Origin of the sequence: [Clostridium] polysaccharolyticum, assembly GCF_900111595.1 — a bacterium.
In the GTDB taxonomy this organism is placed as follows: domain Bacteria; phylum Bacillota; class Clostridia; order Lachnospirales; family Lachnospiraceae; genus Clostridium_AI; species Clostridium_AI polysaccharolyticum.
Window position 1 is genome coordinate 1 of the sequence record NZ_FOHN01000021.1, and the last position, 24,319, is coordinate 24,319.

At 37.3% G+C, this 24,319-nt stretch carries 11 protein-coding genes and 1 other annotated feature; of the genes, 3 read left to right on the forward strand and 8 right to left on the reverse strand.

What is annotated here, in order from left to right; all coding sequences use genetic code 11:
- The coding region (locus BMY85_RS11835; protein ID WP_143066377.1) for a hypothetical protein at positions 1–650 on the reverse strand (650 nt) is incomplete at its 3' end.
- Positions 651–712: 62 nt separating this feature from the next.
- Between BMY85_RS11835 and BMY85_RS11840 the strand changes: the two genes are divergently transcribed.
- Positions 713–1,309, forward strand: a complete 597-nt coding sequence (locus BMY85_RS11840; RefSeq protein ID WP_092478489.1) for a hypothetical protein — start codon at positions 713–715, stop codon at positions 1,307–1,309.
- 106 nt (positions 1,310–1,415) lie between these two features.
- Positions 1,416–1,628 (reverse strand) — a binding site (T-box leader).
- A gap of 91 nt (positions 1,629–1,719) precedes the next feature.
- Here BMY85_RS11840 and BMY85_RS11845 read toward each other — a convergent pair.
- From BMY85_RS11845 to BMY85_RS11875, 7 genes are all read right to left on the reverse strand, one after another.
- A complete protein-coding gene (locus BMY85_RS11845) occupies positions 1,720–5,634 on the reverse strand; it encodes a choice-of-anchor I family protein (RefSeq protein ID WP_092478490.1) in 3,915 nt (1,304 codons plus the stop codon).
- A gap of 299 nt (positions 5,635–5,933) precedes the next feature.
- Positions 5,934–9,668: a leucine-rich repeat protein gene (locus BMY85_RS11850; protein ID WP_177180768.1), complete on the reverse strand. Its 3,735-nt coding sequence runs from the start codon at positions 9,666–9,668 to the stop codon at positions 5,934–5,936.
- Positions 9,669–9,723: 55 nt separating this feature from the next.
- Positions 9,724–11,259, reverse strand: coding sequence for a leucine-rich repeat domain-containing protein (locus BMY85_RS11855; RefSeq protein ID WP_092478492.1), 1,536 nt, complete (start codon positions 11,257–11,259; stop codon positions 9,724–9,726).
- Positions 11,260–11,363: 104 nt separating this feature from the next.
- Positions 11,364–15,617: an InlB B-repeat-containing protein gene (locus BMY85_RS11860; protein WP_092478493.1), complete on the reverse strand. Its 4,254-nt coding sequence runs from the start codon at positions 15,615–15,617 to the stop codon at positions 11,364–11,366.
- A gap of 445 nt (positions 15,618–16,062) precedes the next feature.
- Positions 16,063–20,262, reverse strand: coding sequence for an alpha-amylase family glycosyl hydrolase (locus BMY85_RS11865; protein WP_092478494.1), 4,200 nt, complete (start codon positions 20,260–20,262; stop codon positions 16,063–16,065).
- 322 nt (positions 20,263–20,584) lie between these two features.
- Positions 20,585–21,244, reverse strand: a complete 660-nt coding sequence (locus BMY85_RS11870) for a hypothetical protein (RefSeq protein WP_092478495.1) — start codon at positions 21,242–21,244, stop codon at positions 20,585–20,587.
- A gap of 115 nt (positions 21,245–21,359) precedes the next feature.
- Entirely contained in the window at positions 21,360–21,875 is a 516-nt protein-coding gene (locus tag BMY85_RS11875; RefSeq protein ID WP_092478496.1) for a hypothetical protein, read from the reverse strand.
- A gap of 119 nt (positions 21,876–21,994) precedes the next feature.
- Between BMY85_RS11875 and BMY85_RS11880 the strand changes: the two genes are divergently transcribed.
- Together BMY85_RS11880 and BMY85_RS11885 are read left to right on the forward strand one after the other, a co-directional pair.
- Positions 21,995–22,876: a polysaccharide deacetylase family protein gene (locus BMY85_RS11880; protein WP_092478497.1), complete on the forward strand. Its 882-nt coding sequence runs from the start codon at positions 21,995–21,997 to the stop codon at positions 22,874–22,876.
- 161 nt (positions 22,877–23,037) lie between these two features.
- Complete coding sequence (locus tag BMY85_RS11885) at positions 23,038–24,294, forward strand: DUF4317 domain-containing protein (RefSeq protein WP_092478498.1); 1,257 nt, start codon at positions 23,038–23,040, stop codon at positions 24,292–24,294.
- Positions 24,295–24,319 lie beyond the last annotated feature (25 nt).

A 24,319-nucleotide genomic window follows, 5' to 3' on the forward strand; every position in this document is an offset into this window, starting at 1 on the left:
GGATCGTAACATTCCCCATCATATCTTAGGGAATTTACACAGCCAACAAACATATCTCCCGAATTGTCCTTATGCTCTATTTTCTTTTTTCCCCTGATCTCATAGATATGCCTGGTTGTTCCGTTTTTGTCATAGTCATACGTGCAGATTGTCTTGTTGTTCCTGTCAACCAGTCCTGTGATAATGCCATTTTGAATACAGTATTTGTAGGTAGCATTGCAATAGGATATGCTGTAGGCACTGGTTTCACTGCCCCTTGCCGTATAGGAATATGTAATCTGCTTTTTGTCCGGCAGCACTTCCGATACCAGATTGGAAAACTCATCATACTGATACGTAGTGATTTCCTGTCCTACGATTTTCTCCGTTCTCTGCCTTTCTTCATTGTATTCAAATTCAATCTCGGTTCCATCTTCTGTTTCCATTGTGGCAATGGGATCTGGCACAATGGTATATGCAAGGACTCTCTCCACAAACTGCTGGGCAGTATATCCACAGCCATTGATCGTGATAATGGGTTCGTCCTGCTGGCAGTATTCCGATTCTTCCGGAGGGAAACTGACGGTTTCATCTGCCCGTACAGACATAGGAATGCTAGATAGCATTGTGGAGAAAGCCACAACAGCCGCCAAAGTTTTCTGTAATTTCATAAAATATCCTTTCCGTTGCAAAAGAAGCAACCTAATCCATTCATTTTCCTGCTAATTATAGATTGTTTTGGTTTATTATTATAATCATTTTACTCATTGTAATATTTGGGGTAATAAGTTATCTTTTTACAGAACTATGTCAAAAAATCAATTCATTTATATCTTATTTAAAACATTTTGCACAAAAAACAGATACCGTTATAATTGTTGCAATAATAACTGGCGGTGTTTCTATTATTGGTGTCGTTATTAGTTCTATTGTTTCAAAAATATTTGAATATAAATTTAATGTTAAAAAGTTTTTATATGAAAAGAGAGAAGCACCTTATCAGCAATACATTAACATGGTCTTTAAAATATTGGAACAAGTACAGAACCAAAATGATTTTAATCAAGAAGAATCCCAAAAATTGATTTCTGATTTTTCCAAAGAATTAATTTTATGGGGTTCTAACGATGTAATTAGAAAATGGTTAAATTATAGAAAAATAGCTTTTGATAATCAGCCATCTGATAACTTTGCCATTCTTTATGCAATGGAAGAGATAATATTCGCAATACGAAAGGATTTTGGCCATCAAAAATATTTTTTTGGAAAGCTTAAAAAAAATGATATACTTTCTATTTTTATTAATGATATTAACAAGCAAACAAAATAATTATTACTACATACCTAGAATTTTAAAAAAAGAGAAACCTAATGAATCGTAATCCATTGGATGAAGCACCATTAATAAAAAACCTTCCGTCTCTTAACATATATTCTCAAGAGACGAAAGGCGAAATCTTATATGGTACCACTCTTATTCAGGACTTGTCCTGCACTTAATATTCTATAACGGGAATTCCCACCAAAACCTGCTTAAGTTCAGCTTTCGTGTTCATAAGCAAGTTTAAAGTTTCTCAAGTTATCTTCCACCATATGATAACTCTCTGTGACTTAGGACAGCTTCTACTACTTTTAATCATTACAAGTTACATATAAAATTCTCTGAATAATCAGTAACCTTTTATGTGTGCTCTGTCAAGCAAAACTCTCTTCCTTCCTATCCAAATGAACTTTACAGTCTTATTTTTTTGGAATAACTGTCCGTGGAGCACTCCATTCTGAGTAAACCCGTCTTCTTTCCCCGCTTATCCTAACAACCTTATAAGTCCGGATTCTTAAATAATTTCTTACTTTGGCTTTCACTCTTTTAATAGACTTGCTTGTAATCATATTATTTCGTACAGACACTAGTATTCCATCTGCAAAATCCTTATCCGTTGCAAACTCAATCTGATAACCTGTTGTTTCCGTTTTTTGTTTTTTCCAGCTTAAAACACAGCCTTTTTCATCTGGTACAGCCTTAATAATACTCGTTGCCTTTGGACGGATCACAAAAGATTTTCTTACCTTTCCTTTATAATTTCCAGCAAACGTAATGCTCACACCATATCTGTCAGCTTTTTTCCGTCCTGATTCATATTTTACAACATAATCTATCCCCCATAATAAATACTTGCCTGTTTTATCTTTTATTATAACCTTTGGTGTCTTCACATTCTTATCATACACATATGAGTATGTGGAAAGTGAAACTTTTCTGATTTTCGGAATAACCACTGTATCTTCTTTTCCACATCCTGTACATACCTTCACAATTTTTCCATCCCTTTTTAATGTGGCAGGTATCACTTTTTCCTCAAATTCATGGTTATGAACCTCTGCTGACGAACGATTTCCTATAGCTTTTACTACTTCTGTAACTTCTTCGTTCCCCACCTGATACTTCACATATCCATCTTCTTTCTGGGTAGGTTTCTTCTTCTCTAAAATCACGCGGTTTCTTCCTGCTCCATATGGATTGGCATAGTCACTATCCTGTGTAATCCTTCCGTCTAATAACTGGGTAATATACTCCATAAGTACTTGATTATCTATCTTTACTTCATCCTGTAAAAGCTTGCTTCCAGTAAACATGGAATAGCCATCCCCAGCTTCTTTCAGCATATAATTATGGGAAGCTACGGTATACGTTTTCTTTGTATCCAGCAGTTCCCCACCAATCTTTACATTTTGTATGCGGTAATCTCCTTTGACGCCAGCAAATACCCCATTGTCCACAACTACCGATGTTGGTATGGTACTGTCTATGTCAAATGTGATACCAGATACTTGAAGATAACCGCCATTTTCCCCTGTTCCTACTGCTCTCGCACCAAATTCCAATGCATCCAGAATCTGCTGTCCTGTTACTTCCACCGCACAAGCCTTATTGCCAAATGGATGGACCTTAATAATATCGGAATAGGTAATGTCGCCTTTTGGAATATCTGCACGAATACCACCGCCATTTACAAATGCAATATCCGTTCCTAACAAGCTCCGATAGGCATCTGCACAAAGATCTCCTAAATTGGTCTCTCGGGATCGTACCATACGTTTTCCACTTTCTGGATCATTTACAGCCAGCGTAATATCGGTATAGGCTATTTTACTGTCAGCAAGTGCCTGAAACTTTTCGGTAATGGAATTGACATACGTCAATGTCTGGGAATCCTGCATGCTAATCTGATCAATCAAACTGCTTGACATGCTGCCATCTGGCTGAATCCGAAGCACTCCAAGATTCTTAAGAGCAGTTCCGGTTGAACTGATTATCACCTGCTTTCCGTTCTTATCGTTACACAGTTCACCGATAATGGTGCTATGGGAATGTCCGTCTAGTAAAACATCAATCCCGCTTGTATGGGCAATCAGCTCCTGCGAAGTAAAAGGCGTACTTGTTTTATCCGTTCCCAAGTGGGACATTGCCACAATAACGTCTGCCCCTTCTTCTTTTACGGTATCTATGGTTTCCTGTACTCTTTTGTATAAATCTGCACCTTGATTTCCTTCACAAAAATCATAAATAAACGTTCCATTTTCATCTTGAAAATAGGATGGCGTGCTTTTTGTGAAACTCTCTGGTGTGCATACGCCAATATATGCAACCTTTTTACTTCCATAATCCACCATCTTGTATGGTGCAAATATGGTTTTTCCTGTTCTTTTATCGTCAAAATTACAGCTAATGTATTCGTATCCCCCATCTGCTTTGGCTTCTTTGGCAAGCTGTAAAAAAGGTTCCATCTGAAAATCAAACTCGTGGTTTCCTGGAATGGCAATAGAATATCCGATTGCTTTCATAATATCTTTAATATAAGAACCTTTTGATACGGTACCAATTATGCCACCTTGGATTGCATCTCCATTGTCCACTAACTGTACTTGATAGCCTAATGATTCCAGCTGTTTTTTATATTGTGCTACAGAAGCATAGCCAAGACATCCCTCTGCCTTCTGATAAGCATTATGCACATCATTTGTATACAGGACAATGATATCCTCGGCTTCTTTTTTCGTCAGGCTATAAGCGGAAAGCGTTCCACTTACTTCATAGGCAGCCAGAAGCACTGGACTGCCCTCCACATCTGCCACACAAAGTCCTTCTGGCGACACATCTCCTCCAGTGGCAGAAGAATAATCCCTAGTACAGATGTAATTCACATTCATACTGTATTCCGGTGTCGTAACATCATATGCCATAATGCCGCCCGTTCCTTCTAATCCAATCATGGCATAGATTCTTCCCTCTATTTCTGTTACCGTTACATTTTCGGGTTCGGGACCACTTTCTGCACTGGTACACTCTGATGTCGTATTTTTAGAAGAACAGTTAAAATGCTGTGGATTGACTTTGGCTGTAATGGATTCAAAATCTGCTCCACTGTCATAGACTTCTTTTAGTCCATTTGATGTCACTTCTAATATAGTAAAACTGCGTCCACCTGACAGTGCTGTCTTGCCACTTGGTATTCCAAGCACTTTGGAGGAATCCATTGTCACAATCTCTGTATTGGTCAGTTCCGTTGTCATCCATGTATTGGTATACGTTCCACAGCTTCTGTCATCTCCTTCGTTGGCGATTACAAGATATGTCTTTCCATTGGCTTCATAAGAAGCAATTCCATCTGGCATTCTGGCTCCAACAAGATTTGGATAGCATTTCGGTTTATATGCACCATCCTTTACCAGATCCACTGGGACATTGGCATAATCCTCAAATCCAACGGAATCAATACGGGTAAATTTCTTTGCTCCCAGATCCAGTGTTGCCACTGCATTGGCTTCTTGTAACGTTACATAAGCTTTTTGTTCCTCTGGTGACACGGCTATGTATTCTGGTTCTAAATCTTTGGATGGATCCATTGGCTTTCCATCCATAGCCCCTATTAAAACATTCTTTTTTATAAGCTCATCTGCTGTAAAGCTTTCAAATCCCACATGGGTACTAGTACCTTTCTTAATATTTACAATGGTTACCGTTCCTTTGGGATCTTCAGCTGTTTCTCCATATCCGTCCTTTGGTTCTCCTTCGTCTGCACAAAGCAGGGTATTTTCATCTGCAAATGTAACCATATCCGGCTGCACCCCTGCTTCATATATAACAGGACTGCTAAGACTTTCATCCTCTCTACATCTATAGATCACAAGGAGCCCTTTTTGATTATATTCCTTATGCTGAACCGCAACAGCAAGATATCTTCCACTAGGAGAAACGGCAATGCTTGTCATTTTTCCACATACAAATGTACTATTTTTTTCTTCTATATCGTTTTTCACATCATAATCCATCCCGGAAAAAGAAGCTGCTTCTTCCTTTCCGTCTGGTTTATCTACAGAAATCACTTCTATTTTCTGCTCTTTTCCACTTATAGCATAAGCATAACCTGTTTCCTCACTATAAGAAACAATTTCAAGTTTGGCTTTTTCTGTATCTATAGAATCTGCATAAAATCTTCCGTAATGTTTCATCTCCAGCGTGGTAGAACCATTCTGCATGCCAGTTGCCAGTTCTTGTTCTGCCGCCTGAACCACTGCTGTTTTTAAGACTGGTACTGGAATTAGCATGGCAACTGCCAATTGAAATGCCAGAACTTTTTTGGTTACTTTTCTCATATGCTCCTCCTCATTGTACTTTTATGTCTTTTATTGTATCTTATCTTGATTCAAGATGCAATCCTTATGAATAGGTACTTTTCTTAAAAAAAAGAATAATCTCCCAAACAGCATAATAAGAAAGAAAATCGCCGTAATCCAGTAATTTAATGGATACAGCGATTTTTTCTTTTCATAATATTCAAAAACAAGATTGTATTTTATCTAGGTTCCAAATGCAATTCTTATACTATATGTATACTTTCTTTCCAAAAACTGAACCTAATTTTAAAAGAACATTTCTATCAGACGCTTTTGGACTACTCTTTCCCTAGTTCCACATTTTCTGGCTGTCCTTCTTCTGCTTCCGGATTTTCGGACTGCTCTTTCTCTACTTTCGGATCTTCTGGCTGCCCTTCTTCTACTTTCGTATCTTCTGGTTGTCCTTCTTCTGCTTTCGTATCTTCTGGTTGTCCTTCTTCTGCTCCTGCATTTTCTGACGATCCTTTCTCTATTATGACACGTCCCGTCTGATCTTTCTCTGTCAAATTCCTTTCCATATTGAAAATTTTCCGCATGGCAGCCACTATTTCTTCCTGTGACTCAATCTTTTTTTCCTGTATCTTGTATTGGCATGCATATACATAGGATTTATACGTTTTTAATTTTATATTTTCCACATAAGCACCACTTTGGATTTTGGTAATGACATTTTGAATATACATCTCAAACTCCGAACAATCCATATAATACTCAATTCCTATGGTTGCCGCTTTTGAAACGACCGTATACTTATAACCGTTACACTCATTTGTTGCTTCACAGTAATAATATGTGATACCTTCTTCTGTCTGTGGAATATACGTCGCCTCAGTTGCCCCTGGAATCAAAGTTCCTTTTTCATTTAAGCCTTCTTTGCTTTGGTACCATTGATACGATACAGTTCCTGCTGGATTGCCATTCTTATCCGTTCCACGGGAAACCGTTACTGTTATTGGCTGTACCTCGCCTGGGAGAACATAATTTTTACTTTTTGGATGAAGGGTAAAAGATATCTTCATGCAATAAAACTTTGGATTTCTGCTAAACATATAACTCCATTCTGATACATTCACTTTGCTATAGTCTCTATAAGTACCATAGTAATAGATCGCTTGTAATGGTACATACTCAAACGCACAATATCCAATTGTATTCAGGCTGTCTAGTAAACTTATTTCTTTTAAATGACAATTGTAAAATGCATAGCTTTCTATTTTTTTCAATTTGGTACATTCTAATAAATCCAGTTTTTCTATACTGGCTCCCTCAAATGCATATTCACCAATACTTTCCACACTTAGCACTATGCTTTGCTCTCTTTTTCCTGCTGGATAAGCAAGAAGCCTTGTCTTATCCTTATTATAGAGAACACCGTCTTCTGATGCATATTGTGCATTTTCTAAAGCAATCTGAATGCTCTTTAATCTGCTGCAGTAGGAAAATGCTTGTGTCCCTATGGAAGTCAGTTTGATACATTGGGACAAATCCATTGTTTCTAATCTAGAACAATAATTAAATGCACTACCTCCTATCGAAGTTAAATTCACACATTTTGTCAAATCCATTGTTTCCAAATTATAACAATTACAAAATGCACTACTTCCTATTGTAACCAAATCTGCACATTTCGATAAATCCATTGTTTCCAAATTATAACAATTACAAAATACTTCACTTCCTATTGTAGTTAACGGAATATTCTCGGCTAAATATACTTTTTTCAAATTATTACAGTCATAAAATGCTTGGTATTTGATTTCTGCTAAATTGGTGCACTCGGTCAAATCAATTGTTACAATACTGCCTCCTTCGAATGCATTTTCTCCTACACTCGTTACGCTTCCCAATACAGCTCCTTCCTGTCTTCCTCCTGGATATGCAATCAGCTCATCCATAACTTTATTGTAAAGAACTCCTTCTACAGAAGTATACCTCTGGTTTTCCACTGCTATGTGTATGTTCTTTAATTTTCTGCAATAGGAAAAGGCATCACTTCCTATTGCTGATAAGTTTACACAGTTTGACAGATCCATTTCTTCCAAGCAGTAACACTCACAAAATGCAGAATCTCCTATTGTTGTTAATTTGACACATTGTGACAACGCGATTTCTTCTAAACTAGTACAATAGGAAAATGCACAATCTCCTATTGTTGTTAATTTGACACATTGTGACAACGCGATTTCTTCTAAACTAGTACAATAGGAAAATGCACAATCTCCTATTGTTTGCAAATCCTCACATTTTGTCAGATCAATTTCCGTTAAGGACTTACAGTTATAAAATGCAGAATCTCCTATTGCTGTTAATTTGGTACATTGTAACAACATAAGTTCCTCTAAACTAGTGCACTTGTAAAATGCACCGTTTTCTATTGTTATCAGATCTACGCACTCTGAAAAGTCTGCGTTCTTAATCTTTGCACCTTCTAGGGCATATGTTCCGATTACTGTTACACTAGAGAGAATTTCCCATTCTTCTTTTCCACCTGGATAGGCAACAAGCCTGGTTTTGTCTTTGTTATATAGAATACCGTCTACCGATGTATATTGTACATTTTCAGTTGACACCTGTATGCTTTTTAAAGCCTTACAATAAGAAAAACTTCTATCCCCTATACTTGTCAATTTATTACATTTGGACAAATCCATTTCTTTTAACATAGAACACCCATAAAAGGCACTTCCTCCTATTTCTTCCAGTTCTTTATTTTCTGATAGATCGACAGTTTCCAATCTCGAACAATACTCAAAGGCATCCCACATTATTCGTTTTAAATTGACACACTCTGAAAAATTTATACTTTCTAAATCATAGCATCGATAAAAGGCACTTCCTCCTATTGTCGTTAAACTGGCACATCCAGACAAATTTATACTGGCTAAATCACTGCAGTAAGAAAAAGCACTTCCTCCTATTGTCGTTAAACTGGCACATCCAGACAAATCTACAACACCCAGCCTATAACACTCATAAAAGGCACTTGCCTCTATTTTTTTCATCTTAGCACATCCGGACAAATTGACTTTTGTTAAGTTACTGCATCTATAAAAAACACTTCTTCCGATTGCCGTTAAGTTGGCACATCCGGACAGATCTGCCGTTTTTAAACTGACACATTCATCAAAGGCACTTTCTCCTATTGTTGTGATACTGGTACAGTCTGACAAGTCTATTTTTTCTAAACTGGTACAATTGGCAAAGGCACGACTTTCTATGGTGGTAAGTTTTTTACACTGTGTTAAATTTACGGCTTCGATTGGCAGCCCTTCAAAGGCAGATTCGCCTATTATTTCTACCTCCGCTAAAACTCTCACTCTCTCCTTTCCACTTGGATAGGCAATAATCTTGTCCTTGTTTTTGCTATACAGAATACCGTTTTCCGATGTATATTCCTTATTTTTCTTAGATATTAGAATATCCACCAGTTTTCCACAGCCTAAAAATGCCTGGCTTTCTATGGTTTTCAACGTACCGCATTTTGATAAATCCATCTTTACCATACTGGTACAATTCCAGAATGCTTTTCTTCTTATTGTTTCCAGATTTGCACATGACTTTAAATTCATCTCTACCATACTTTTGCAGTTAGCAAATGCTTCAGATCCTATATCTGTTAATTTTTTGCAGTCTAAAAACTTAGTCCAAGTTAATTTGACACAGCCAGAAAAGGCTTCATCCCCTATCATAACTAATTGGGTGCATCGTGTCAGATCTGCACCTGTCAAATTCCTGCAGTTTTGAAATGCTCCCCCCTCAATTTGATTTACTTTATAGCCTTGTATTTCACCTGGTATATGAATGTCCCCACGTATCTGACTTTTATCATCTGGATAAAGAATGGTTTCTCCCGATTCGTAAACATCTACACACCATGTAATTCCACCTATCTCTTGTGTATACGTTTTGTAACCTGCTGCCTTCACTGCAACTTTTTTTCCAAAAATACCCAGCACAAACATTCCTAGCAGAGCCATTCCCAGAAATGCTTTTCTTTTCACATATTCTTTCATAAACATCCTCCTCATATAATAAGTTCTATCACCTTAGGGAATTCATCCCCAGACTTTATCGTAACGTCAATTTTTCTTCCGTATGCTGTATTTTTTGTTTCGCAGAATGTAATTCTTCTTTGGAATGAATCTCATTTTCCTCCAATTTGTTTTTACATATCATTACATAGACTTTATACGTTTTAAATTTTACATTTTCTACATATATGCCACTTTCTATTTTTATCATGGCATCACAAATTGTTTTCTTTAGTTCTACGAAATTTTCTAGAAATTCTGTCCCGCATGTTACCTCCACCACAGCCACATCTGAAACTGTGGTATACGTAAAGTTATCACATTGGCTGGTTATTTCACAGTAACAGTATGTAATCTCTTTTTCAATATCCGGTTTATACCTCCTGTCCGTTGCACCTTGAATCTGGATTCCGCCTATATTGGAATTGGTTGTATTCTGGTACCACTGATAACTTAACGTTCCTGTCTGATTTCCATCTTTCCCGATTCCATAGGTTGTCTCCACTTCCAATGGAATGATGTCCTGCGGGTATTCCCACACTTGATTCTCTGGCTGGGTTATAACGGAAATCTCCATATAAATAATATTAGGAGAGCCCTTAAACATCCCGCTGCCTGTATCAATTGAAATCCGTTTAAACTTCTCGTAAGTCCCACAATAATAAATATTCTGAACCACTGTTTCAGAAAATGCTTCGTATTTCACAGTTTCCAGACTGTCTGGCAAACAAATGTCTTTTAAATATTGACAAGAAGTAAACGCATAGTATCCTATTACCGTTAATTTTCTGCATTCTGACAAGTCCAGCCTTTCTATCTTTGCTCCTTCCAATGCATACTCTCCAATTTCTTTCACACTGTCTATTCCTTTTCCTTCTTGTCGTCCTCCTGAAAATGTAATAAGCTTGTTCCCTGCTTTTGTATATACGCCTCCATCGGCTGACAGATAATTCCCATTTTCCGGTGATATCAGAATATCCATTAAACTGCCGCAGCAAGCCATGGCTTCTTTTCCTAGTTTACTCAGACTGCTGCACCCTGACAGATCTATCGTTTCTATTTTGTCACAGGAATAAAACGTATAGTCTCCTATGACATCCAGTTTTGTACAGGATGACAGATCCATGCTTTCCAGAGAACTGCAGTAAGCAAACGCTCCATCCTCTATGGTTGTTAAATTAATACAGCCTGATACCTCTACTTCTTTTAACGCACTGCATTTTATGCATGCACTATCCCCTATCTTTTTCAAAGACGTACATTGTGAAAATTCTAATTTTTCCAGCTTACCACATTCCTCAAATGCATATTCCTTAATTGCAGTTACTTTCTGCCCAGCTACGGTATCTGGTATTGTAATCTTCCCAGCGATCTGTTTGGAATACGCTGGATAAATGACTCCTTCCCCACTTGGATATACGTTTATTTTCCATTTCACTTCCTGTATGGTTTCTTCATATGTTTCATATTTTTTTGCTTGGACCACACCTCCTTCATCCACTCCTGCTATTAGAAAAATCCCCAGTGCAATGATTATTCGAACTAGCAGTTTTCTTTTTACACCATCTTTCATATGCCTCCTCCTTTATGCCTTCCTTACTACAAGACAGAAAGCAACCCTTATTAAAGAGTTGCTTTCCTCTAAACTTTCTCTTTCGTTCCTGTAATCTGCTGGTTTTAGTTGCTGCCTATTCTTGTTAAGTTCTCCAGTTTCTCTTCTAATTCCTCTAACCAGTCTTGTGCGTCTTCCAGATCAACATCGTCTTCTTCTAAAAATTCTACAATACGTTTCCAGGTTCTTTCAAAGCTCTTCATTGCTTTATCATTTTTGTACATTTTCTCAAACTCTCCGCTTTCTTTCTGAGCCTTTATCACATCTGCCATAGCTTTTAACTGTTCGAAACTGTTCAGTTCCCATCTCGCATAAAGAGTCATATCTTTGGTTACTTTTGTATCGAAATCATATCTTTGTGAACATTCTTGATCCACATACCAGCCGGCAAACACATACGACTCCTTCTCCGGTGTATCTGGCTCTATTGCCATCTGTCCACTTACTACTGTCTGGTCTTTTACTTCTGTTCCACCTTGACTGTCAAATTTCACTGTAAGGTATTCTTTCTCAAGCTTTTCTCTTGCCTGTTTCAATTCATTTACTAATTTTTCCACTTCTTCTTTTGTCTTTGCATTTCGTTCTGCTAACATAGTACGTGCCTTCCGATATGCTTCTTTATATACACTCCAGAATTCTTCTTTATAATAACATTCATCCTTTTGTGGTACACTGCTATCTGATATGCTTACTTCCCAAGAAAGCTTACGATAATCCAGAGCCCATTTTGCATACAGCCTAATATCACTTCTTACCCATGTTGTAAAATCATATGCCTTCTGATAGCTTTGATCTACATACCAGCCTTCTAATACATATCCAGCCTTTTCCACTCCTTCTGGCTTCACTGCACAGCTATTATATTCCACTGTCTGTTCGATAATATCCGAATCTCCATTGCTGATAAAGGATACCGTAAAGCAGACTAATTTTAATTCTGGATTGCGTAATGTATTTACCAGATCCGTTACTTCTTGTGGTGTCTGACAGGACTGGCTGTTCAATATCTGTTCTGCTTCTTGGATTGTCTTCTGATACTCATTAATGGACGCTGCCTCATATTTTTCTACAAATGCAGAATTTTGTAAATTCTCCTTTGCTTTGCTTACTGCCAGTTCTAATTGTCTATAATCGATCTCCCATTTTGCATAAAGTGTCAATTCTGATTCAACTAGTGATGCAAAATCATATTTCTGAGCAAGCTGTTCGTCCTTATACCATCCAGCAAATACATATCCTTCTTTTTCTGGAACTGCTGGTGCTTTTACTGCACTTCCATAGAATACCGTACAGTCTGTAACTGGTGTTCCTCCCTGGCTGTCAAATTTTACGGTCAGTTTCTTTCCAGACAGTCTGTTTTTCGCCAGTTTCAATTCCTCAATCATTCCAAGAATCTGTTCAATGGATGTTGCCGTTTTATTGGTACACATCTGCTCTGCTTTCTCACAAATCTGTAGGCAGTTTTCCAAATCTGCCTGAATCTTTCCAGTGGTAAAGTCAACGCTCTCAAGATCCTGCCTTACTTCTTCTAACACTTTTTGTAATTCAGAATAATCCAGAGCCCATTTTGCATAGAGGATCCGTCCTTTTGTTACTTCTGCATTCATATCATATAACTCTGCAAATGTACCGTTTTCATACCAGTCTTCAAATAGATAGCCAACCTTTACTGGATCCTCTGGCCGTGTTACCTGCTCTCCATATGTAATTTTCTGAACTGGTATTTCTGTTCCACCATTGCTGTCAAATGTAATTTCCAATACTTTCTTTGCCAATACCTTTTGTGGTTCTTGCAGTGTCGCAATTAATACGGTAACATCTTCTGCTGTCAGTGCGGTATCCTGTTCTATCATATCTGTGGCTTCTTTTATGATTGCCTTATAATTGTCAACAGATACTTTCGTATAAGCTGCCATATCTTCACTTTGTATAAGCTCGTTGGCATGCTGAACGGCTTCACTTAATCCATCATAGGAGATCCCCCATTTTGCATAGAGCATAATTCTTCCTTTTACTGGAGTTTCAAAATCATATACCGTTTGACAGGTCTTTTCCTGATACCAGCCTCTAAACAGGTAGCCTTCCTTTTCTGGATCTTCTGGTCGTACTGCTTTTTCCCCATATTTTACTTTCTGGTCTGGAATTCCGCTTCCACCATTTGTCTGGAAGGTTACCATGCATTCTTTTATGCCCAATGCACTTTCTGCATGTTCCAATTCAGAAACCAGCACAGCGACTTTCATTGCCGTATGTGCACTCTGTTCTTCATAGACCATTTGAGCCTGCGTATAAGCTCTTTCAAGTCTCTTTACTGTTCTTTCTTCATATATTTCTAATTCTTCCTTATTGGAAAGAAGTTCTGCTGCATGTTCCAGAGCTTTTTCTAATGGAGCATAGTCCACTTCCCATTTTGCATAAAGCACCATTGGTTCTGTCACTTCTGTTTCAAATGCATATGGTTCTTCCAGTGTTTCATCTTTGCACCATTCCATAAATACATATCCTTCTCGCTCTGGATTTTCTGGCTGTTCTACGGTTTCTCCATAGCTGACGTTCTGTATTGCAAAATCAGTTCCACCATTACTATCCAATACAATATGGAAAACTTTTACTTTCAAATCCTGTTCTGCTTTTTCCAGTGCTTTTATCATAGCATTGATTTCCTCTGCCGATAAAGCAGATTCTTCTGTCAGCATATTTTCCGCTTTTTCCGTTATAAGCTGATAATTTTTAACAGATTCTTCTGTATACTTAGCCATCTCTTCTTCCTTAGCCAGTCTTTCTTTTGCATGTGCAATGCTTTCTTCCAAGCTGGAATAATCAACCTTCCATTTTGCATAAAGAATCGTATCCATCCAAATCTCAATTTCAAAATCAAATGCTGTATTATAGTTTCCATCTATGTACCATCCATCAAACAGATATTCCTCTTTTTCTGGAGGTTCTGGCAATGTTGCTGTTTCTCCATATTCTACTTCCTGGGTTCCCAGTACCGTACCGTCATCACTTACAAAGGTAACGGTAAACACCTTATTCACCAGATCTTCTCTTGCCTGTCCTAATCTTTCAATTAATTCCTGGATTTCTTCTGGAGACTGTGCATTCCGCTTCCACAAAACATTCTGTGCTTCTTTCAGTACCTCTTGATATTTCTCAAGAGACTCCTTTGTATATGGTGCAACAAACTCTGGATCATTCAATTTTTCTTCTGCTGATTTTGTTGCTGCTTCCAGTTCTGAATAATCCAGATTCCATCTTGCATAGAGCACATACTCTTTTCTTATAATGCGATCAAAATCGAATTTCTCTGTACCGTCTGGTGACATAAACCATCCTGCAAACAGGTATCCACTCTTTTCCAGAGTATAATATCCAATTCGATCACCATATAAAACGTTCTGTTTACCTATGCACTCTTCTCCATCCATAAACAGAATCTGAATTTCTTTTCTGTTCATGGCTTCTTCTGGATTTTTTAATACGGTTTCACAGTCTTGTGCTTCTTCCATCGTCTGAATCCGTTCCTGTGCCACTAATTCTTTTACATATTCTAATATTTCCCGGTATATCTCTATACTTTCTTCTGTATATGCAATGATAAAGTCTTCATCCTGAAGTACTTTTTCGGCATAACGAATGGCTTCTTCCAGTTTTGCTGAAAAAACGGACCATCTTGCATAAAGAACCAGATCGGTTTTCACAGGTTCGTCAAAATTATATTCTATCGTACAGGCTTTATCCTGATACCATCCTTTGAACGTACATCCTGTTCTTTCTGGAACAGCTGGCTGTTTTGCCTTCTCTCCATACACAACCCTCTGTCCGTCAATACTGATTTCTTCTGTTTTGGTATCAAAAGTTACAGATAATACTTTTCTAAAAAGGAATTCATATGCATGAACCAATGCTCTGCTGGCTTCATCAATTTCTTCTTGTGAGCCTGCTTTTCTTTCCCTTAAAATAGATTTGGCTCCTTCATAAGCTAACCGATATACCGCCACCGATTCCTCGGTATACGGTTCCAGAAACTCCTCATTGGCAAGATACATGGCTGCTATATCTACTTCCATCTGTAATCTAGAATAATCCAAAACGTCTCCTGCGTTAGGATCTTCTATATCTACCGTAGGCTCTCCTTTTGTCTCAGAACCTGCTTCCCCTGCTGTTTCTTGCAAATAAACACTTTCCAAAGATTCTTCTGTGTCAGAATCTGCTTTTACCATTGCCACTGTATCAGGCAAACGTCCCAAATTGCTTCCAAAAAGACAAAAAACTACAATTAAAAAAGTAATTGTCTTCCATCTGATTCGCTTTTTCATTCTCTTTCCTCCTTTTTTGTTATAAACTTTCGGAATGTCCAAGCCATGATAATAATTACTTTCCCAAATACAATACTTGCATATTACAAGTCTGATTCTTCAAAATTCCGAGAGTTTATTATTTTTAACATACTCCTCCTTTTTTCCTAGTATTTATACAGGCATTTACGAAACAATAATTTTTTTATAAATTAATGATTCTTTTTGTTAAAATAAGTTAATTAAATTCGTAAAAAAATTACCTGTACATAATATGCACAGCCAAAATCTTAAATCAATTTCGCAATTACCTATGCCACGCTATCATTATACAATACATATTTCTAATATTGCAAAACATTTTTCTAAAAAATATTTCAAATTTTGTGTAAATAATAAAGCAGATCTTACCTTATCCGAACGCACACTAAAAATCGCTGAAATCTTACGACTCCAGCGATTTTTTCTAAAACTTCACTTTTTTCACTGCACTGTACTTACTATAGCATGCTTTTTTCTTAATCATTTTACAGCTTCTAACCCGTATATAATAAGTCTTCTTTGCCTGAAAGCCAGTAAGTGTCTTCTGTGTACTGTTTCTTGTTACAATTTTCTTAACACTCTTTTTAAAGTTCTTATTTGTAGAATACGTAATTTCATATTTCTTAACATCCTTATCCTTTTTCCAGAAAAGTGTAACCCTTTTCTTTTTCTTATCTGTTTTCAGCTTTACTACAGGTACTTTTACAACTGGTTTTGGTGTTGGCTTTGCTGATGGTCTTACTGACGCTTTTGGTGTTGGCTTTACTGACGGTTTTACTGATGCTTCTGGTGTTGGCTTTGCTGACGGTTTTACTGCAGGCGAAGGTGATACTTCTGGTTCTGCCACCTCAGCTCCCACCTTATATGCTTTTTCATAACCAGCTTTTAAACCATCATAATTCACATCTAATTCTTTTACCACATCTGTTAAAACAACGCCACCATATGCTGGAATGATAACTTTTATTTTTCCATTTTCTGAAACATATTCTTTGCCCGAAATCATATCATACAAAACATTTTTCTCTGTATCCAATACATATTCCACTGTTTTACCTGAGTTATTGGCAAGGATTGTTAAACTTGCATTTTCATCTGCCCTTACATAACCCATAATACTTTCATTAGCAGTCTCCAAAGGTTCAATGGAACCTGTTCGTAAAGCGGTGTATTTGCTTCGTAAGTTAGCAAGAACAGCATACCATTCTACTAACTCTTTATTTCCTTCCCCCCAAGGCATAGCCCGGCGGTTATCTGGATCATCAGCTCCCGTTAAGCCAAGCTCATCACCATAGTAGATTGTTGGTGCCCCTGGATATGTCATCTGAAGGAACGCCACTAAATACTGACGCTGTTTTGCTGTCATGGAAGTTTTTTCATAAGCTGGAAATGCATGTGCCGGATCTTTCTGGTTTCTATCATCTTCTACACCATCTAAATAGGACAAAAGACGTGCAGTATCATGAGAATCTACTAAATTCATCATTGCATAAAAAGCTTCTTTCGGATATCTTTCACGAAGCTTTTCTAAAGTTTTAACAGAAGCAGAAGCCTTTCCACCTTTTGCAAAATCAAGTACGGCATTACGGAACACATAGTTCATGACTGAATCGTACATGTCACCAATGATGTACTCCGTTGCATCGTCCCATATTTCCCCAATGATAACGGCATCGGAATCTAACCCTTTTACCGATTGACGGAAATGCTGCCAGGTCTCGTCTGAGACTTCGTTCGCTACATCAAGTCTCCATCCATTAGAACCTTGACTAATCCAGTATTGTGTAACAGACTTAGAACCCTCAATAATCTGCTCTGCCCAGTTACCAGTCTGATACTCAGAACCATTGGTAGAGAAAATAACCGGCATGCTGTCATATCCCCACCAGCCTTCATAAGCATATACGGGAAGTCCTTTTCTTTCTCCAATTGTATCCGTTACCTCTCTTTGGTTTTCATCCACCATTGCCATATTGTCTACTCGGAACCATTTGGTATAGGAATAATCTGTTACCCCAAGAACATCAAAATGTTTTTTCGCACTTGCTTGTGCTTCTGACTGACTGGCACCAGTATGCTCTTTCATATAATCATACACATATGCCCAATATGGATATGCCCCAACTTTTCCATTCTGCCCAACAAATTTATAATAACGGTCAAAATAAATAGAATCGTCTGAAACATGGTTAAATACACCATCTAAAATAATATGCATGCCATTATCTTCTGCCGCTTTTACAAGTTTAGAGAAATCACCTAAATCCCCTAAAACCGGATCTATTTTTCTGTAATCTGCTGCATCATATCTATGGCTTGAGATAGAAGAAAATATAGGGTTTAAATAAATTACAGTAACACCTAATGCTTTTAAGTAATCAATCCGATCCGTAATTCCTTTTAAATCTCCACCATAAATTTCATTATTCCAGTGCAAATCACCCTTACATGCATTTTCTGGATAAGCTTGCGGATTCTGTTCTTCCTGTTCTGGGTTTTCCGGATACATGTACCAGTCATTTACAAACTCATAATTCGTATCTCCACGAGATGTAATCTGTGCCTGATCATTTTCTTTATCGCCGTTAAAGAAACGGTCTGGGAATATCTGATAAACAACCGCATTTTTCATCCAGTCAGGAGTTTTATAACCAGCTTTATATACAACCAGATCATATGGTTTTAACTGGGACAGATTGGTTAATACACCTGTTCCATAATAGCCATCATCATCACAATATATCTGTACATAAGAACCATAATATAATGCAAAGAAATACGTATATCTTCCATAGGTATCAAATGATGCAGTTGCAGACCATGTCTGGCTGTCCTCACCACCATCATTTGTCATTTCATAGGTTTTCAGTTTATTTCCTTGTGTAATTAAAATGGCTTTGGTCACATCAGAACCAGTTTTAATTGCAAAACGAACCTTTTCATTTTCCGCTACTGCACCAAACACGCTCTTGTATCTGCTATCCTTCGAGTTATATAGAACAGCTTCTTTATCAGTCTCCATCATGGAAGCATCGTTATAATAAAGATGAGTCGCAGAATCAAAATAGAACGTAACCTCTTTATCTTGTGCTAATTCCACTTTTCCAATTGTTAAATTCTCTTTCCCGTTATAATTTAAAACCAGATTATTATAAGTTCCTGCCTTCATTGGAACAGCTGCTTTGTAAATACCAGTTAATTCTGGATCTTCCAACGTTGCCTTTATCCCATCTCCTGTCAATACTAAGGTATTGAATTCATAGGAAACACTAGTCACTGCACGATGTGAGTTATCGTTATAGTAGATGGTAACATCTTGTTTTGCTGGTACCATAACGGTATAATTCGCTCCATCTTTTATACCATCCTGGCCGTAATTTTCTACCCAGGTTCCAGTTGCAATTTTGAACTGATAATTTCCTGCCGGAACATCTTTAAATGTATACGAATAGATACCATTTTCTAAATAAACCATCTTGTTGGATGCGGTATTCCAGCTTGGCCCTGGAAATGTTCCCGGAACCGTTAAAATTCTTTCTGCCTCCTGTTTTCCCGTTTCAAAACCTAAAGCAGCTGCAACATTGCTGTTGTCATTGACGGAATCATAAAGCTCCTCTGTTGATGCATCATAGAGAAATACAACCTGGGCAGGCTCCTCTAGTTGTAATACTTTATTGCTGCCACTCTTCTCATACCAGTTTTTATAATTCATAATGGTTTTATATTCATAAGTGCCACTTGCTAATGAATCCTGATACAAATATAAATGATCGCTAATCTGATAGAATTCGTATCCTTTTGCATCTGCGGACCAGTTAATAGATTCTTCCCCTCTTACGGTACCGATAAGAGATACCTTCATATGAAATGCCTGATATGTAATATTACCAGAGTTCTGTGTAACATTGTAATACCCAGAACGTACCGAATCATAAACCTGCTGGCTGATTTCATCCGCAAAAATTGTAATATGATCCGTTCCTGCTGGAATGGCAAGCGCAACATTTGAGCCATAATATCCAATGGAATAATCCCATGCGTTATCGAATGCCACCTTATATCCACCATCTGGTAATTCCAAATCTGTTCCCAACTTTTCAAAGTAAAAAGTACGTGTATAGATACCGCCACCTACATAGGCAAGCTCTGCATTTTCATCTGCTGGGCTCCAATTTCCTATGTTATATCTTTCATTATTTTCCTTTACAAAACTGAGTCCTGCAAAATTGCCAACCCATTTTGCTGTGTGGAATTTTTCAGAAGCATTATTTACAGAATCATACACTTCTTCATCCTGCAGACGTATAAATACGGTTTTTGCTTCTTCTACCTGAATCTCCTTTTCTGTTCCAAAGGCTTCCCCATTTACATACACTTGATAGGTGTGCGTTCCAGCACCTAATTCAATGCCTTTTTCGTAAACCCCATTCCGATAAAGCTGCAATGCTGTTTTTTCTTCTCTGCCATCAATAACAGCTTCAACAACATTGTTTAAACTTTTTACAACGTTTTCTGCACCATTATCTGCAGATAAATTTACCCAATTATCTGGTAAATAAACCGAACAAATCAGAAGTACAATAGTTAATACACAACTACAAAATGCTTTCCACTTTTTGCTCATAAGCTTCCCTTCTCCTTATTTTATATTGATTTCCATATATAATGATTATAAGCAATCCTATGATGCAAAAAAATATCAATAATCTTATATTTATGTTGAAAATGCATGTTCTTTCTCTCCATTATTTCTCTCCATTAATTTAATTAATTGAAGATTCTCCTGCTGTTCTTCTACCTTTTTCTCCAAACTAGAAAAAATAGCATTGCTTTTCTTTTCATAATGGCAAAAACAGACATAATAAATGGCTGCGCTTATAATATTCTGGCGAATATTCTATATAAGCCAGCACGCAACCACTTCTTTTTCAATATACTGTTCTTGCCTATTCTACATTATCTGCTGTCCAGATGGCAGTTTCCTCTTCTATGGACTCTTGCTTATTTTTCTCTTGATAAAGCTGGTTCAGTATTCTCTGATTGGTTTTTTCAATATTCTGCATGTGAGCTGTTGAGATTTTGCCTAAATCCATAAATTGAACCTTTATTTTATTAAACAGTAATGGTACTACAAATCTATCCCATCTTACAAACACTCTCAGCTTATATTTATAATCAACCCTTAATCCTACTAAATGTTTATCATTTTTGTTGGCAAGCAAATATGCAACCTTTTTTATCTTATGACGAGGTCCTTTGGGCCCATCGAATGCTAAGACAATAATATTACTAGTTGTTTTTGCCGTTTTAAACAGACTTTTGAACTGGTCAACAGTCCTTCCAGAGTATGCAACACGAAAAACCTCGCCCTTATTTTTCTCCACCATCTCCTGAATTACATTTCCTCTCCATTCTTCTGTCACCAGTACTGTTGCCTTCTGATTGTAGTTTTCCAGTTCTTTTAAAATTAAATATGTAATAAAACTATCTTCGTGCCAAAATCCAACAATGTTCGGCTGCTCTAATAATTCCATTCCACCAAACGTGATTTTGCTAGTCTTTTCTACTAGCGCTAAATATGCTAAAAATATTTTAGACAGCTTCACGGCTCCTACATCCTCCCTCTAACATTTGAAGCTTCATTATGCTAATTTTTTTCAAACATACCTATTATAGCATAAAAAAGAAAGTTATGACAGCTTTTCATAACTTTCCCTTATTTTAATTGGCATTTTTTACATCAATAAAACCAAGCTTCACTTTATGTTTTCCAAAATTTAACCTTCTGTACTGTATCGTATATTGGGTGCCATCGGTTTTTAACTGTTCGTACAGATTCTGATCACAGTCAAATGCAAGCATTTTCTTCTGGGAATCCTTAATTTCAAAATAATAGTTCCCTCCTTTGGATTCCTTATTCTGAACTTCAACGATACTTGTGATGGTATATCCATAATCTTTTACTTGGGATAACATCAAAAAATTAAGAAGCATTACAGCTAACAGGCTTCCTATTGCAATTAAAATTTTTTTCTTTCTGCCTGCATACATATAAGACGGTCTCGCAAGCCTAAAAACAAGATACCCACAAACGGTCATAGCTGCTGCAAATGCAATTAACACACTTCCTAGCATTTTCACCCTTACATCCTGATATTCCACCCACGCATATGCACGTAAAATCCAGATGCACCAGAATAGAACGGTTATCATTAGTAAACTTACAATTGAAATCACAAATTTTTTCTTTTCCTGCATACTATTATTTTAAGCAAAAAAGAAAAATTGTCAACATTGGGTATAGTGTACATCCCCCCCTCCATATATATTACTAAAGAATTCAATGCAGGTTCCGTATGAAATTTAAAATTATAAAAAAGCTGATTATGTACACCTTTGTCATGGTGTGTGCATATTTTTTCGGAGCTGGGCTTTCCTGGATAGTACATAATAACAAAGATGCTCCAACTTTACAGATACAGGAAAACGAAAACTGGGGGCTTGGCTTTTCCTCTGACGGAAAACCACCTACTGGCAATGCCTCCCCTGAAGAATTAAAATCTTACGATTCCTACTTCATAGGTGACACCTCCAAAAACACCATTTATTTAACTTTTGATGCTGGATTTGAAAATGGCAATACTCCTGCTATTTTGGAGGCACTAAAAAAACACAAAGCCAAGGCAACTTTCTTTGTAGTTGGCAATTATATTGAAACTGCTCCAGAACTGGTAAAGCAGATGGTAGCAGAAGGCCATACCGTAGGAAATCACACCTTCCATCACCCTGACATGTCATCCATTTCTTCTATGGAAGCCTTTCAAAAAGAAATGGATGACTTAGCGAATCTCTATGAAAAGACTACTGGCAAATCACTAGTAAAATTTTATCGTCCACCTCAGGGAAAGTATAGTGTAAAAAATTTAGAAATGGCACACAAATTAGGCTATAAGACATTTTTCTGGAGTCTTGCTTATGTAGACTGGTATCAGAATGCACAGCCTAGTAAAGAAGAAGCTTTCTCCAAACTTCTTACCAGAATCCATCCTGGTGCCATCGTACTGCTTCACAGTACTTCCAAAACCAATGCGCAGATCCTAGACGAACTGCTTACAAAATGGGAAGAGATGGGTTATAGCTTTGGAACGTTAGAACAGTTATGCGGCATGAAAACCTCTGCACCAAAAGCTGCAAAAAACAAAGCTCCTGTTACAATAACCATGAAGCCAGTAAATTAATTAAGCATACTCACCCATTTTCATAAACTTCTTTCTTTTTTGACGCCAGCCATAAATTTTGGCTGGTGTTTTCTTTTTTTCCTTGCACACCGTTCCAAGTACCACTATACTATTTATATTAGACGAATTTTGGAATACAATGATAGGACATGGAGGAAAACATGACAAAGAAAGATGTATTAGAATTGAAACGCCGTTTTAAAAAGAACGAATGCACCTTTACAAGATTAAGCGGCTGCTACGTGAACGGCGAAAAAGAAATTGTTTTAAACATAGGAGAAACCTTCTTAAACTTAGAAGAAGAGGAATTTTATAAATATTTAGAGATTGCCAAGAAAACCCTTTCTGGTACAGTTGGCAATAACCTATTAGAACTGAACTTCCCACTGACAGAAGAAGCACCAGGCGGAAAACAGCAGTTTCTTATGGGCTTAAGGGAAAGTGCATTAAAAAATGATGCGTTATTAGAAAGTTTTTACCACCACGTAATTGATACCTATGACTACGCTGGCAATTATCTTATTCTGATTTTCCATGATGCATATGACGTTATGGCCAAAACATCCGATAATAACAAATTAGAGGAATCTGAGGAAGTCTATGAATATCTGCTTTGTGCCATTTGCCCCGTTACATTAAGCAAGCCTGGTCTTGGATATCTGGAAGCAGAAAACCGGATTGGACCTCGTATTCGTGACTGGGTAGTTGGCATACCTGAAAATGGATTCGTGTTTCCTTCTTTCAGCGACCGGAGCAGTGACATCCACTCTATTATATATTACACTAAAAATGCCAAAGAACCTCATCCAGAATTTATGGAATTCGGACTAGGCTGTGACCCAAAACCAACTGCTACAGAACAGAAGGAAACATTTAAAAGCATAATTACTCATGCCATAGCTCCAATTGAGCAAGAAGAAGGCCATTATTTCATGGAAATCCAAGAAAGCCTGAACAGTCTTGTAGAAGAACAGGAAGCTTTTGAAAATAATCAAAACGAGCCTTTGCTTCTTACAAATAATAATATTCAAGAAGTCCTTGCAGAAAGCGGCATTCCGGAGGAAATAACCTCTGAAATCAAACGTTCTTACACCGAAGAATTTGGAGATACTCCTCCTGCTGTGGAACATTTGCTGGATACCAAAGCACTGGCTGCCAATGTTCATCGTAAAAGAGAGAAAGAACTGACTGCACAGGTTCAGGTACTGCAGCAGAAATTAGAGGAAACCCAACAGGATATGGAACAAAATACTGCTGCTTTAGAGGAACTTTCCGAAGACTATACGATAATTCTTAACGTCAGTCCACAGAAAGCAGGCCAGATCAGTTCCCAGATTATTAACGGAAAACGCTGTCTTGTCATTCCAATGGAGGAAAATGAACACGCAACCGTAAATGGGGTTGATACGCCGCTTTAAGCCAATGAGAGATATCTTTTTTAAC